At 44.9% G+C, this 14,806-nt stretch carries 12 protein-coding genes and 2 tRNA genes; 8 read left to right on the forward strand and 6 right to left on the reverse strand.

Annotation, left to right across the window (positions count from 1 at the left end; genetic code table 11):
• Positions 1–15 precede the first annotated feature (15 nt).
• Genes NLG07_RS06205 through der form a run of 3 tightly spaced genes read left to right on the forward strand, consistent with a single transcriptional unit; the run spans position 16 to position 3,308 of the window.
• The gene (locus tag NLG07_RS06205) at positions 16–642 is read left to right on the forward strand and encodes a tetratricopeptide repeat protein (protein ID WP_254854600.1); all 627 of its coding nucleotides are present in this window, start codon (positions 16–18) and stop codon (positions 640–642) included.
• A complete protein-coding gene (gene bamB / locus NLG07_RS06210; protein ID WP_254854601.1) occupies positions 639–1,853 on the forward strand; it encodes an outer membrane protein assembly factor BamB in 1,215 nt (404 codons plus the stop codon). The genes NLG07_RS06205 and bamB overlap by 4 nt, the downstream gene beginning before the upstream one ends.
• A 12-nt stretch (positions 1,854–1,865) precedes the next feature.
• On the forward strand, positions 1,866–3,308 hold the full coding sequence (gene der / locus NLG07_RS06215) for a ribosome biogenesis GTPase Der (RefSeq protein WP_254854602.1): 1,443 nt from the start codon (positions 1,866–1,868) through the stop codon (positions 3,306–3,308).
• Positions 3,309–3,312: 4 nt separating this feature from the next.
• On the opposite strand, the gene xseA is transcribed toward der, so the two are convergent.
• The gene (gene xseA / locus NLG07_RS06220) at positions 3,313–4,671 is read right to left on the reverse strand and encodes an exodeoxyribonuclease VII large subunit (protein ID WP_254854603.1); all 1,359 of its coding nucleotides are present in this window, start codon (positions 4,669–4,671) and stop codon (positions 3,313–3,315) included.
• Between the two features lie 100 nt (positions 4,672–4,771).
• On the opposite strand from xseA, the gene guaB reads away from it, so the two are divergent.
• Together guaB and guaA are read left to right on the forward strand one after the other, a co-directional pair.
• Complete coding sequence (gene guaB / locus NLG07_RS06225; protein WP_254854605.1) at positions 4,772–6,241, forward strand: IMP dehydrogenase; 1,470 nt, start codon at positions 4,772–4,774, stop codon at positions 6,239–6,241.
• A gap of 15 nt (positions 6,242–6,256) precedes the next feature.
• A complete protein-coding gene (gene guaA / locus NLG07_RS06230) occupies positions 6,257–7,834 on the forward strand; it encodes a glutamine-hydrolyzing GMP synthase (protein WP_254854606.1) in 1,578 nt (525 codons plus the stop codon).
• A gap of 85 nt (positions 7,835–7,919) precedes the next feature.
• Here guaA and NLG07_RS06235 read toward each other — a convergent pair whose 3' ends face one another.
• From NLG07_RS06235 to folD, 5 genes are all read right to left on the reverse strand, one after another.
• Positions 7,920–8,873, reverse strand: a complete 954-nt coding sequence (locus NLG07_RS06235; protein WP_254854607.1) for a phospholipase A — start codon at positions 8,871–8,873, stop codon at positions 7,920–7,922.
• 73 nt (positions 8,874–8,946) lie between these two features.
• Positions 8,947–10,659 (reverse strand): proline--tRNA ligase, encoded by a 1,713-nt coding sequence (locus tag NLG07_RS06240; RefSeq protein WP_254854609.1) that lies wholly within the window; start codon positions 10,657–10,659, stop codon positions 8,947–8,949.
• A gap of 78 nt (positions 10,660–10,737) precedes the next feature.
• Positions 10,738–11,421: a tRNA (N6-threonylcarbamoyladenosine(37)-N6)-methyltransferase TrmO gene (gene tsaA, locus NLG07_RS06245; RefSeq protein ID WP_254854610.1), complete on the reverse strand. Its 684-nt coding sequence runs from the start codon at positions 11,419–11,421 to the stop codon at positions 10,738–10,740.
• A complete protein-coding gene (locus NLG07_RS06250; protein WP_254854611.1) occupies positions 11,414–11,953 on the reverse strand; it encodes a DUF1415 domain-containing protein in 540 nt (179 codons plus the stop codon). The genes tsaA and NLG07_RS06250 overlap by 8 nt, the downstream gene beginning before the upstream one ends.
• A complete protein-coding gene (gene folD / locus NLG07_RS06255) occupies positions 11,950–12,810 on the reverse strand; it encodes a bifunctional methylenetetrahydrofolate dehydrogenase/methenyltetrahydrofolate cyclohydrolase FolD (RefSeq protein WP_254854612.1) in 861 nt (286 codons plus the stop codon). The genes NLG07_RS06250 and folD overlap by 4 nt, the downstream gene beginning before the upstream one ends.
• Positions 12,811–12,920: 110 nt before the next feature.
• On the opposite strand from folD, the gene NLG07_RS06260 reads away from it, so the two are divergent.
• From NLG07_RS06260 to NLG07_RS06270, 3 genes are all read left to right on the forward strand, one after another.
• A tRNA-Pro gene (locus NLG07_RS06260) sits at positions 12,921–12,997 on the forward strand.
• Between the two features lie 41 nt (positions 12,998–13,038).
• Positions 13,039–13,115, forward strand: a tRNA-Arg gene (locus NLG07_RS06265).
• Positions 13,116–13,511: 396 nt separating this feature from the next.
• Positions 13,512–14,768 (forward strand): HlyD family secretion protein, encoded by a 1,257-nt coding sequence (locus NLG07_RS06270; RefSeq protein WP_254854613.1) that lies wholly within the window; start codon positions 13,512–13,514, stop codon positions 14,766–14,768.
• Positions 14,769–14,806: the final 38 nt, after the last annotated feature.

The following is a 14,806-nucleotide window of genomic DNA, read 5'->3' on the forward strand; positions in this document are numbered from 1 at the left end:
AAGGTTATTTTTACTATGGAACAATTCGCAACAGAAGAACAACAAGTCGAGGCGATTAAACGTTTTTGGAAAGAAAACGGCACTGCTATCATTTTAGGTGCCGTTCTTGGATTGGGCGGTCTATGGGGCTGGCGTTACTATGATGAGTCACAAATCACTGCCAAAGAAACTGCTTCTGCTGCTTACAACGATATGATTCAAACTCTCGCAAGTGAAGATCTTGTAGCGGCGACACAAGATTTCGTAGCAAATAATGGCGACACAGCATATGCTGCATTAGCTGGGTTCATCGGTGCACAAGCAGCAGTCCAAGCTGATGATTATGCAAAAGCTGCTGAGTTGCTACAGCAAGTCGTTGCTTCTACAACCGATGCAACCTTACAAAATGTCGCGCGCGTACGCTTAGCTCGAACTCAGTTTCAGCTCACTCAATACGGTGAAGCTATTGCGACTCTCAATGCCATAACGGGTACTGCATTTACCGCTCAGCAAGAAGCAATTCGTGGTGATGTCCTGGTTGCACAGGGTGATTTATCAGCAGCTCGAGAAGCTTTTGTTCGCTCGCTTGCGGCGCAAAATGACCCATCTGTTCAAATGCGCTTGGACGATTTGGCAAACCAAATGGCGAGTAATGCTTCATGAGTGGCAACAAATTACGCCTAGCGACCACGTTAGTTGGTTTGCTCTTGCTCGGTGGTTGCAGTGTTTTACAACCGGTCACCGATTTATTTAAGAGTGATGAAGAACTAGAGGTGCTTACTCTAGCACCTCTAGAACCAGCTTTTGACGTTAGAACTGTGTGGCAACGTGATATTGGTAAGGGTACGGAAGGTTTCTTTTCTCGTTTAACGCCTGTTGTAGTGAATAATACGATTTTTGTCGCCGACCGCAATGGTACCGTCATCTCTCTGGACGCAGCAGGAAAGACCATCTGGCGAACGAATATTGGCTCTGCCAGTGGCTGGTTTTCCAGTGGCGAGTCAGCTAAGGTGGCTGGTGGTTTAGCTGCATTTGACGGCAATATTTGGCTCGGTACCGAAGATGGCCGAGTGTTAGCGCTGAGCCAAGAGACCGGTGACATCACGTTTGATGAGACAGTGGTGGGCGAGATTTTAGCAAAACCGACGTTTGGCGATGGCTTGGTATACGTCAACACTACCGCCGGTCGTCTATTCGCATTGGATCTAGAAACTGGCGAAGAGAAATGGATGCACGAATCGGAAGTGCCTCCATTATCGTTGCGAGGGATCTCTCAACCTACTGCTGCTAACGGCGGTGTTTTTGTTGGCACGGCAGCTGGCAAATTACAGGTCAGTGTATCTGATTCTGGTTTGGTTGCTTGGGAGGCAACGGTAACGACTCCAGCCGGTGCTACCGAACTTGAGCGTATTATAGACGTAGATACGACTCCAGTAATTGCTGGGGGGAACGTTTATATCGTGTCATACAACGGCTCTTTAGTCTCGGTTGAGTTACGTACGGGTCGAGTAGTATGGCAACGTGAATACGCCAGTTATCAAAATCTGGTTGTATCGGGTAACTCAATTTACGTTACCGATGTAACAGGCAGTGTGTTCGCAATCGACCGTCGTAACGGCGTTGAGCTGTGGTCACAAAATGCCCTTAAAGGTCGCAAACTAACTGCACCAGCGGTTCTAAATAATTCGTTGGTCGTTTCGGATGGGTTTGGCACGGTGCATTTTTTGAATACGAGTGAAGGCACTTACCAATCTCGAATTGTATTGGATAATGCTGAAGGCAAAGGCTTCTATAGTGCCCCGGTTGTCATGGATGATAAAGTTATTGTGATCAACCAAGACGGTGAGCTGACTCTGCTTGCACCTCAGTTTTAATTAGGAAAGGTTATGTTACCTGTTATCGCGCTGGTAGGGCGCCCCAATGTTGGGAAATCTACGTTATTCAATCGCTTAACCAATACTCGCGATGCTTTGGTAGCTGACTTTCCCGGATTGACTCGTGACCGCAAGTACGGTCAAGCCAAGTTTGAAGGACGACAGTTCATTGTCATTGATACTGGCGGGATTACAGGCGATGAAGAGGGTATTGATGCGGCGATGGCTGAGCAATCCTTGTTGGCGATTGATGAAGCGGATGTCGTATTCTTTTTGGTTGATGCTCGAGCAGGTCTAACCGCAGCGGATCAACTGATTGCTGATCATTTGCGTCGCCAGGATAAAACGGTACAAGTTGTTGCCAATAAGGTCGACGGTATTGACGGTGACAGCGAATCTGCAGAGTTTTATGCAATGGGACTTGGCACTGTTGCGCAGATTGCCGCGGCACATGGTCGAGGTGTTTCGCGCTTGTTGGATAATGCGTTACTGCCATTGGATGAAGCTTTTCCTGATATGTTAATTCAGGAAGAGAACATTGATGCGGACGAAGATGCCGAAGCGCAACTACAACGCCTACAAAATTTGCCGATTAAACTTGCGATTGTTGGTAAACCCAATGTTGGCAAATCAACTTTGACGAACCGCATCCTCGGAGAAGAACGCGTCGTGGTCTATGATCTCCCGGGAACAACCCGAGACAGTATTTTTATTCCGATGGAGAGGGATGATCGTGAATACGTCTTGATTGATACTGCCGGTGTGCGCAAACGCAAAAAAGTCAATGACGCGGTTGAAAAATTTTCTATTGTTAAAACGCTCCAAGCTATTGAAGAGGCGAATGTTGTTTTACTTGTGATTGATGCCAGAGAAGGTATTACTGATCAGGATTTGAGCTTGCTTGGTTTTGTCTTGAACTCAGGTCGTTCACTCGTATTAGCAGTGAACAAATGGGATGGGCTCGATACCGATATCAAAGACGAAATCAAACGCGAATTAGACCGTCGTTTAGGTTTTGTGGATTTTGCTCGATGTCACTTTATCTCGGCGCTACATGGTACTGGTGTAGGGCATTTGTTCGAATCCGTACAAGAAGCTTACGCATCGGCAACTAAGCGAATAAATACGGCGATGTTGACCCAAATTATGGAAATGGCCCAAGATGACCATCAGCCACCACTGGTTCGCGGTCGACGTGTCAAAATGAAATACGCCCATGCGGGTGGTTATAACCCTCCAGTCGTTGTGATCCATGGTAACCAAGTGCAGGATTTACCGGATTCATACAAACGCTATTTAATGAACTATTATCGCAAGTCCTTACAAATTATGGGCACGCCAATCAAAGTTGAATTCCGAGAAGGCGCAAATCCATTTGAAGGCAAGAAAAACGTGCTGACTCAATCACAGATGCGTAAACGCAAGCGCATGATGGCCTATCACAAGAAAAAATAACCGCTTAGCGAACAATCGAACGGATTTCTCCCTGCTTTAATTGAGTGGTGATTTCATCACCACTTCGTACTTGTGAAGGGGCGACAATAATTTCATTACCGTGTTTAGTGATACTGTATCCTCTGCTCAAGGTAGCTAAAGGACTAACTGAATTGAGTAATCCAGCAAGCCTTTTTAGCTCGGTTTGAGCATTGGACATGGTGTTAATTTGGGCTTGTTTAAGTCTAGTCGTTAAGTTGTGAAGGTGAGATTGTTGCAAATCTATGCGATGTTTAGGGTTACAGCGCATAAGTGTTTGCTGGGCATGAGTTACCCTATTCACTGATTGATTCAGATGCGCAGCCATCTCTTTTTGTAGGCGCATAGTGAGTTGGTCAAGATGTTGGGCTTGTTGTTGCAGACTATATTTTGGGTGGTTTTGTATAAGCTTGGCTGTGAGTTGTTCAATGCGGTGCTGAGCATTGCTTTGCAGTTGTTGTACTCCCTGACGTAGACGTCTTTCATATTGGTTCAAAGCATCAAATAAGCGTTGAGTGTCCTGACTAACTAGTTCGGCAGCTTGAGAAGGCGTTGCCGCTCGAACATCGGCAACAAAATCCGCAATCGTGATATCCACTTCATGACCCACTGCACTGACTATCGGCAAGCGTGATCCAAAAATCGCTCTGGCAACCGCTTCTTCGTTAAAGCACCACAAATCTTCTAATGAGCCACCGCCACGCCCAACGATTAATACATCCACTTCATTGCGCTGATTAGCGATGTGTAGAGCTCGAACAATTTGGGCAGTAGCAGGAGCGCCTTGAACTTGTGAGGGATAAACAATGACTTCAATCGCTGGGTTACGTTGCTCTAACACCGTCAAAATATCATGCAGTGCTGCGCCGGTTGCGGAAGTAACCACCCCGACTCTGCGTATATGTTCAGGTAAAGCTTGTTTGGTTTGAGTGGCAAATAAGCCTTCCTGCATTAATTTATTTTTAAGTGCTTCAAACTGTTGTTTGAGTAACCCCTCGCCATCTTGCTCCATATATTCGACAATAATTTGGTAATCGCCACGGGGTTCATACAAACTGACACTGGCACGGACGATGATCTTATCGCCATTTTGGGGTGTTTTTGAAACTCGGCTGTTAGCACCCTTAAACATAGCGCCTTTTACTTGAGCCTTATTGTCTTTGAGTGAAAAGTACCAATGGCCAGAAGACGCTGCAACAAAGTTCGAAATTTCACCACTTAACCAGACCTGACCCAGTTCACGCATCAGAATGTTTTTGGCCATACTATTGAGTGAACTGATACTTAAAATATTTCTTGCTGAGCCTTGTGATTGACCAGGGTTTAAACGGTTCGATTCGAACATCTGTATTTATTTCCTTTATCTTAAGAATTTTGTTGTGAAAAAAGGGGAAAACCACTACAATTGCACCGCAATTAACACCCTTTCCAAATAGGTTATTTGCATGTTACGAATTGCTCAAGAAGCGTTAACATTTGACGATGTTTTAATCGTTCCGGGCCACTCTCAGGTCCTCCCTCACACTGCATCATTACAAACCCGTTTGACTCGTAAAGTCAACTTAAATATCCCAATGATTTCAGCTGCCATGGATACGGTATCAGAAGCGCGCCTTGCGATCGCATTAGCCCAGGAAGGGGGCATTGGTTTTATTCATAAGAATATGACAGCCGAAGAACAGGCCAATCACGTTCGTCAGGTCAAAAAATACGAATCCGGTGTTGTATCCGATCCAGTTACAGTCAACCCCAGCGCAACCATTGGGGAAGTCAATGAACTAAGTGCACGTCTAGGCTACTCTGGTTTCCCAGTGATTGACGATGATAACAATTTAGTGGGCATTGTCACCGGTCGTGATTTGCGTTTTGAAACCAACCTAACCGGTTCAATCGAAACCGTGATGACACCTAAAGATCGTTTAGTGACGGTAAAGCCGGGTGCTTCAAGTGAAACAGTGCTTGAGCTGATGCACGATCATCGCATCGAAAAAATCTTAGTCGTGGACGATGCATTTAAACTACAAGGCTTAATTACCGTCAAAGACCATCAAAAAGCCGAAAACAAACCCAATGCCTGTAAAGACGAGTTTGGGCGTTTACGTGTGGGCGCGGCGGTCAGTGTTGGTGCTGGTACAGATGAGCGCATAGAACTGCTCGTGCAAGCCGGAGTGGATGTACTATTGATTGATACCTCTCACGGCCATTCTCAAGGCGTTATTGACCGTGTGGCAAAAGTTCGTCAACAGTATCCAGATGTGCAATTAATTGCTGGTAACGTGGCGACCGGCGAAGGCGCCAAAGCATTAGCGGATGCAGGTGTGGATGCCGTTAAAGTCGGGATCGGTCCAGGTTCTATTTGCACTACGCGTATTGTTACAGGTTGTGGTGTGCCACAAATTACTGCAATCAGTGATGCAGTCGATGCACTGAAAGGCACGGATATCCCAGTCATTGCTGACGGTGGCATTCGCTTCTCTGGGGATATCGCCAAAGCGCTTGTTGCTGGTGCGTCTTGCGTCATGGTCGGCTCTATGCTGGCTGGCACCGAAGAAGCCCCAGGTGAGGTCGAACTTTATCAAGGCCGCTATTACAAATCTTATCGCGGAATGGGCTCATTGGGCGCGATGAATCAATCTCAAGGCTCTTCTGATCGTTATTTCCAAGATTCAAAAAGCGCCGATAAGTTGGTTCCTGAAGGGATTGAAGGGCGCGTGGCATACAAAGGCCCGATTGCCAATATCATTCATCAACAAATGGGCGGATTGCGTTCAGCTATGGGCTTAACTGGTTCGGCAACGATTGCTGAGCTAAATACTAAGCCACAATTTGTTCGCGTAACTTCAGCAGGTATGGGGGAATCACATGTGCACGATGTCACCATTACCAAAGAAGCGCCAAACTACCGCATGGGCTAATTGCAGAGAAATTTAATGACAACTAATATTCATTCACAAAAGATCCTGATTCTTGATTTTGGTTCACAATATACACAGCTCATCGCCCGTCGTGTACGCGAAATAGGCGTATACTGTGAACTTTGGGCATGGGACGTCACGGAAGCTCAAATCAAACAATTTGCTCCAGATGGGATTATTTTATCCGGTGGTCCGGAGTCGGTGACTGAAGCGGGTTCGCCTCGTGCACCAGAATACGTATTTCATGCGGGTGTACCGGTATTGGGGATCTGTTATGGCATGCAGACTATGGCTGAACAACTCGGTGGCGCCGTTCAAGGGTCAGATCTACGTGAGTTTGGCTATGCACAAGTTGAAGTGGTCTCTCCTAATGCCTTATTTGACAAAATTGAAGACCACATTGGAGCATCCGGTAATGCATTGCTTGATGTGTGGATGAGTCATGGTGACAAAGTCTCTGCTATCCCTGAAGGGTTTGTTAAAGTCGCGCAAACTGATAGTTGTCCGTTCGCAGCGATGGCCAATGAAGAGAAAAAATTCTACGGTGTGCAATTCCACCCTGAGGTCACCCATACTCGTCAAGGCGAACGTTTGCTATCACACTTTGTGTTGGATATCTGTGGTTTGGAAAAACTATGGACACCTGATGCGATCATCGAAGACGCTATTGATCGTATTAAAGCCAAAGTCGGTGATGATGAAGTGATTTTAGGTCTCTCTGGTGGCGTCGATTCTTCGGTTGTTGCGATGCTCATTCACCGTGCCATCGGCGATAAGCTCACTTGTGTGTTCGTTGACAATGGTTTGTTGCGACTCAATGAAGGTCAGCAAGTCATGGACATGTTTGGTGCTCATTTTGGTCTAAATATTATCAAGGTTGATGCGGAAGAGCGTTTTTTAGCCGCGTTAGAAGGCGAAGCTGATCCCGAAGCCAAACGCAAAATCATCGGTCATGAGTTTGTCCGTGTGTTTGATGAAGAAGCATCTAAGTTAGTTAATGCCAAATGGTTAGCGCAGGGTACTATCTATCCTGATGTGATTGAATCAGCAGGCTCTGCGACTGGCAAAGCTCATGTGATCAAATCTCATCATAACGTAGGTGGTTTGCCTGAAGATATGGAAATGGGTTTAGTCGAACCATTGCGTGAATTGTTTAAAGATGAAGTGCGCAAGATCGGCCTTGAACTCGGTTTACCATACGATATGCTCTACCGTCATCCGTTCCCTGGACCCGGTCTAGGGGTTCGTGTGTTAGGTGAGATCAAAAAAGAATACTGTGATTTGTTGCGCCGTGCTGATTCGATCTTCATTGAAGAGCTGCATGCGGCGGATTTATACCACAAGGTATCTCAAGCCTTTACCGTGTTCTTACCCGTGCGCTCTGTCGGCGTCATGGGAGATGCGCGTAAATACGACTGGGTTGTTTCTCTACGAGCAGTAGAGACGATTGATTTTATGACTGCACATTGGGCGCACTTGCCTTATGACTTCTTAGGCAAAGTATCCAATCGTATTATTAACGAAATTGATGGTATCTCACGTGTGGTGTACGATGTCAGTGGTAAGCCTCCTGCAACCATTGAGTGGGAATAAATTGAAAGGAGGCTATGGGCCTCCTTTTTTATCAGATTATCAATTCTAGATACCATACTTAAAGCGAATCGTGTCTCGCAGGAGTTCATAAGAAACGCAGTTGAATGCCAAGTCCTACTCTTTGTTGATGTCGGTTATAATCAATTAAACTATCGCCATAGCCATTAAAGTATTGCAACAATACATCATATCGCTCAGAAAAATTATAGGTGTAATTTAGCTCAAAGCTGCCTCTGTTATTGCTAGTCTTAAGATTATTTCGCAGTTTGGCTAACAGTTTGTGCTCAGGCGTGAACTGCCAAGCATAGCCTAATTCAATTCGACCAATATAATCTAAAATATCTGGATTATCATCGCCTGATGGATCTTGAACACTCTCTTTGGCATCTTCAGGGAGGCGATACCAAGTTCTCACATAATACGCTGAGTCGACGTCGCTAAAGAGCGCAGTCAAAATCACACGATTCCAACTGCGAGAGTTAAGACCAGATTGTCCGTTTGATTGATGATTAAAGCTGACTTCAACGGCATTGAAACGATATTGCAAAAAGCTGTAATCCGCTTGCCAACGATACATTAGTTCAGGCTCATAATTGGTCTCACGAAATGGTTTAGACACTTCGGAGTTATAGACTTGCCAAAATGACTTTGCAGTAAAACCAAAATACCAACCGGTATTGGTATCGCCTAATGAATAAATAGGGATCTTGATACTGATTTGAAATTTGGCTTCTTGATTATCAATATTATTTTGGTTTAAGTCGACCTGACCGTCTGCGTTGGGATTTTTGGCGTAGGTATATGGTAAGAGGTAATTTTGTTGGTGCTGGTAAATTGCAAAAGGGACTTCATCTAAGCGCTGTTCGGCCGCGTCTCGTGCATCCAAAATGGAGGGCGCTTTGGGTGTGTTTTCAATTTCTTGAAAGGTTTCTGATGCGACGCGTTTGGCTTTTTGTAATGGTGTTTCCTCTGGACTCTGTTGGGCAAAAAGCGGTACTGAATTGGTGAGACATATGAAGAAAAATAGTTGTTTGAGCATTATTCATCCATAAAAAAGCCATGAGTACCTTAAAGTGTAGTCATGGCTAATAAAAGGTGCAATAGCACTGAATTTAAAGTGACTTAATAAACTGCAATGCGGTGTCCAGATCAAGCAGTTGTTTTTCACCGCTATGTCGAGATTTGTATTCGATTTGCTGATTGTCTAAGTTGCGTTCGCCAATCACGATAGAGTGAGGAATACCTATTAATTCCATATCATTAAACATAACGCCAGGGCGCTCTTTACGGTCGTCGAACAAAACTTCAACACCTGCGGCAAGACAATCCTCATAAAGTTGCTCAGCGACTTCTTTGATGCGATGTGACTTATGCATATTCATTGGAATGATCACAAGTTTGAATGGAGCAATTGCGTCTGGCCACTTGATCCCAAATTTGTCGTGATTTTGTTCAATCGTAGCAGCCATAATACGAGAAACACCAATACCATAACATCCCATGGTTAATGTTTCATGTTTACCTGTTTCGGTTAAGACACCACAGTTCATTGCTTTGGAGTACTTTTGTCCAAGTTGGAAAATATGTCCAACTTCGATACCACGCTTAATGGCAATTTGTCCTTTACCGTCGGGTGATGGATCACCTGCAACGACATTACGCAAATCAAAGGTATCGTATTCGCCGACATCGCGAGCCCAATTGGTCCCCGTATAATGCACATCATCGATATTAGCGCCACACACAAAATCAGCTAATGCGGCAGCGCTGCGATCCACAATCACAGGTATGGATAATCCAACAGGGCCAATTGAACCGACATTGGCTCCTATTTCTGCAAGAATGCGCTCCTCTGAGGCCAGCGCAAATGGTGCACCAATCAATGGATGTTTTTCAGCTTTGAGTTCGTTGAGTTCGTGATCGCCACGTAAGACTAATGCCACTAATGGTTGCGATCCATCTTCCTGCGCTTCACCTAATACGATCAACGTTTTTACTGTTGTAATAGGGTCGATATTCAGTAATGCAGAAACTTCAGCAATGGTTTTGGCGTTGGGTGTATCGACTTTGGTTAACGCTTGAGTGCCTTCCCCCTGTGATTCAGGGGCAACTGCTTCTGCCATTTCGACATTGGCAGCATAATCAGAATCTGTTGAGAAGGCGATATCGTCCTCACCAGAATCGGCTAATACATGAAACTCATGCGAGCCCGTTCCACCTATAGAACCATTATCCGCAATAACCGGACGATATTCTAAACCAATGCGTTCAAAGATGTTGCAGTAAGCTTGATACATTTTGTCGTACGTTGTTTGCAAACATTCTGCAGACAAATGGAAAGAATATGCGTCTTTCATCAAGAACTCACGTCCACGCATCACTCCAAAACGAGGACGCACTTCATCGCGGAACTTCGTTTGAATTTGGTACAAATTAAGCGGAAGTTGTTTGTAGCTACTGATCTCGTTCCGTACAAGGGCTGTGACTACCTCTTCATGCGTTGGCCCAAGAACAAAGTCACGTTGATGTCGGTCTTTGATGCGTAGTAATTCTGGGCCATACTCTTCCCAGCGGCCGGATTCTTCCCATAAGTCTGCTGGCTGTACTACTGGCATGAGGATTTCAATCGCACCCGCTTTGTCCATCTCTTCTCGTACAATGTTCGCAATTTTGTTAAGGACTCTTAACCCAGTTGGAAGGTAGTTGTACAAGCCGGATGCGACTTTGCGGATCATGCCCGATCGCAACATCAACTGATGTGATATGACTTCCGCATCGGCTGGGGTTTCTTTTTGAGTGGATAACAAATACTGAGTAGTGCGCATTGAATCAATGTCCTTCGTTGCGTGCGTCAAAAAATTGGGAGCATTTTAGCACAACTCCGGCAGGGCAAAAGGACTAAATTAGTCTCGTTGTACATCTCGTACATAACAGATGTTATTGACGATTAAAAAATGCCAATCGCAGCCAAATAATCTGACTTTATAGGTTCTGTCAGGCTGATTTTGATAGGCTGGACGGGGATCAGATTGTAGGATCAGAGTCACTTGTTCGAGTTGTTGTGCGGTGATGCCAATTTGCAATGCTTTGCTATGACACTCAACCATCACCCGTAACGGTTCTGGTGCGTCCGGTGCGACGCCAGCAACCGCATCAGCGATACTGTCGGCATAAGGAATGTACGGTTTGATATCATACAGTGGTGTTTCATTCACGACATCTGCACCACTGATATTGAGTGTGATGCTATTTTGATCATGCTTGACTGAATGCAGCTGGACAACCGACATGCCTAACTGATTGGGTCGAAAAGGACTTCTAGATGCAAATACACCGAGTTTTTGATTGCCTCCTAATCGCGGTGGTCTGATCAAGGGTTTAAAATCAGTTTGTTGTACTTGGTGAAAGCCAAAAATTAACCAGATATGAGAGTAGTCGACAAGTCCTCGAAAGGCGTTTATATCCTTGTAATCCGAGTGAATAATAATCTGAGACTGTACTTGCGAAAGCAATGAAGCTTGACGCGGAATGCCAAATTTTTCATCAAAGGGCGTTAAAATGGTCCCAATCGGATGGATCTCAGCCATGCACTGCACGCTTTAATTGTTGCACAAAATAGTCTTGACCAAGCGTTTGCGCAGTGGCGATATTTTTATCCGGGATCCCTTCTGGATCATCCACCATATCAAGCACTTTGCTCAAACTGTTTTCCCGCAAAATATGTAGCATCGCAAAGGGAGAACGATTGGTATAATGACTAGCGTCTCCTTCATCGACACCGGCAAAGATATATTGTGGATGAAAACTTGCTATTTGGTAGGTACCAGAGTAGCCCAGATCATCGAGCACTCTCTCAGCAAAGTATAAGTAGTCGAGATAATCATCAAACGTGGTTTCTTGCTTGATAATGATTAGGGTCGTATCTGTAGCTGGGTGTGTGTCAAGAAAGGTAAATTCAGCTTCCAATTGGTCAAACAGCTCATCGGGTTTGAGGATGTTTGATTCAACATACCGGATTTGGTCGTTGCAAAAAGGCTTCTTCGCAAAAGGGCAAAAGTTATGCCCGATTACGATATGTTCTAACCAATATTTTGTTGCCTCAACAGCAGATTGAGTCATTTTTGTGTTTGAGCCTTTACGTATGCTTCAAGTGTATTTTCGATAAGACTTGCTACCGTCATTGGACCGACGCCTCCAGGAACAGGTGTGATCCAACCCGCGCGTTCTTGTGCTTTAGCAAACTCGACATCGCCTACTAGAGAACCATCGTCTAGCCGATTGATACCGACATCAATGACAATGGCATTGTCTTTGACCCATTCGCCTGGAATAAAATTGGGTTTGCCAACGGCTACGACCAACAGGTCAGCTCGCTCAACATGGCTTTTAAGATCCTTGGTAAATTTGTGACAGGTTGTCACGGTACAACCAGCAAGAAGTAACTCTAAAGCCATCGGACGACCAACAATATTTGAAGCGCCAACGATGACTGCATCAAGACCTTTGATATCGCGTTTGGTCGACTCAATCATGGTCATAATACCTTTAGGCGTACACGGTCTAATTGCAGGGATACGTTGTGCTAAGCGACCAATATTGTAAGGGTGGAAACCATCTACGTCTTTGTATGGATTGATGCGCTCAAGGATTTCTTCAGCGTTTAGACCAGCCGGTAAAGGTAACTGGACCAAAATGCCATCGATCTCTTCGGCGTTGTTTAATTCATCTATGAGTGACAACAGTTCTTCTTGAGAGGTGGTTGATGGCAAATCGTAGCTTTTTGATACAAAGCCGACTTCATCACAGGCTTTGCGTTTGTTGTTTACATAAACCTGAGATGCCGGGTCTGAACCGACCAAAACGACGGCTAAACCAGGTGCGCGCTTATTGGCAGCAACCGCACGAGAAACATAAGAGGCGACGTCCTGTCGAACATTTTGAGCGATGACTTTGCCATCGATGAGTTGGGCTTGCATGAATGAACCTATGCGACGTATAAATATGTGTATATTGTTTCATATCGTGGATAAATTGCCAAAAATAAATTGACCAATTCAGACATTCTGTTAATATGCGCAACCCTAGTCGGTGAGTGGCGCAGCTTGGTAGCGCACTTGTTTTGGGTACAAGGGGTCGCAGGTTCAAATCCTGTCTCACCGACCATTTCTTCTACAATGATTTCCTGTTATATTTCAATTTCCAGTGCGCCCTTAGCTCAGCTGGATAGAGCAGTAGCCTTCTAAGCTATTGGTCGCAGGTTCGAATCCTGCAGGGCGCGCCATCAAATACCAAAACCCGCTTTTGCGGGTTTTGTTGTATTTGGTGCCCTGCAGGGTGAGAACCTAGGTTCGACCAAAACGTCAGGAACGTTTTGGCAGTGCCAAAGGCAGGGCATAGCCCCGAGCACAGGATGTGTGAGCTAATCCTGCAGGGCGCGCCATATACAAAAGAGACCTGCCTTGTGCAATTCCTTTCCCAGTCTGTCTAAATCTTGTATCCACTCATCACTCTTAAATCACTGATAAAAAACTGACTGCGCAAAAAATAGCGGATCAGTTTTTTCAAGATATTGATTTTAAATGATTTTTTAAAATTTATTTTTTTGCAAAAGTAATAAGGCGTTCTATAGTTAACATTAAGAATAAGTAATCAAAAGTGAAATGAGTTTAACCCAACCATGACCATTGAAGATAAAGCACTCTTTAGAATTAACGCGATTAAAGGGCAATCCTCACGCTTAGATGGTGAGGTGTTGATTGCGAGACCTGTGTCGAGTTATGTGCTGTTTTCTTCGCTGGTGATTATCATTCTTGTAGCCATTGTGTTTTTGGTTAACGCTCAGTTCCATCGTAAAGAAGCCGTCATGGGGTATCTTTCCCCAAGTGAAGGAACGTCAAAAATACTGGCGCCATCATCAGGCGTCGTTTCACAACTCTTAGTAAACAATGGTGAGTTTGTTCAAGCGGGTGAGCCTTTGGCTTTGGTCACTACCGCTCAGCAAACGTCAGACGGTCTTTCGGTAAATGAGGCGCTTGTCAACGCCACTCGCGAGCAGCTAGATTTGATGACTAACCGAATGAGTCATGCTGAAATAGCCTTTGAGCAAGAGCGTGATGTATTACAAGAGGCAATGAAGCATTCTGATAGAACTCGCGCTTATACCGCCACTCAAATTCAACTAGCTAATGAGCGATTAGTAATTCAACAGGCTCGTCTAGATAGACTAGCAGGGTTACAACTGCAAGGTGCGGTGACTCAAAACGATGTCGATACACAATCAGAGCAAGTCATTGTACTGAATCAACAAATAGCAGAACTTAAAGTTATCGAGCAGCAAGCCAGTAATCAACTGGCTGAACTTGAGGCACGATTAGCCAGCCTACCAATTGAGCATCAACAAAGTATTGCACTGCTAGAAAGTGAGAAGTCACGCCTATCTCAGCAGTTATTATCTCATCAAGCTAGTGGCGAATGGTTAATAACTGCGCCTACAACAGGTAAAGTCACTAATATAGGGTTATCAGTCGGTGATAGTGTGAGACAGCAGCAATATGTAATGACTGTCTTGCCTGAGAGTGATTCGCTTTGTGCCATTTTACTCGTCCCTTCACGTGCTTATGGTTTCGTTACCGAGGGACAAAACACCAAAATCAGATTTGATGCTTTTCCGTATCAACGCTTTGGGTTGTTTGATGGGGAAGTTATAAAAACGAGTGATTACATTGTGATGCCAGGTGAAATTGATATGCCGGTCGCTATCAATAAGCCAGTGTACAAAGTGGAAGTCGCTATGGCGTCACAAAGTATCAGCGCCTATGGTCAATCGGTTCCGTTACAACCGGGTATGACGATAAGCGCCGATATCGTGCTTGAAGAACGCAGTCTTCTAAGCTGGTTATTTGAACCGATTATCAGCCTGAAAGGGCGTGTTTAAAACTTAAAATCACACTGTAAACGTCTCAAGGAGAGATA

This window comes from Alteromonas sp. LMIT006, from assembly GCF_024300645.1.
In the GTDB taxonomy this organism is placed as follows: Bacteria; Pseudomonadota; Gammaproteobacteria; order Enterobacterales; family Alteromonadaceae; genus Opacimonas; species Opacimonas immobilis.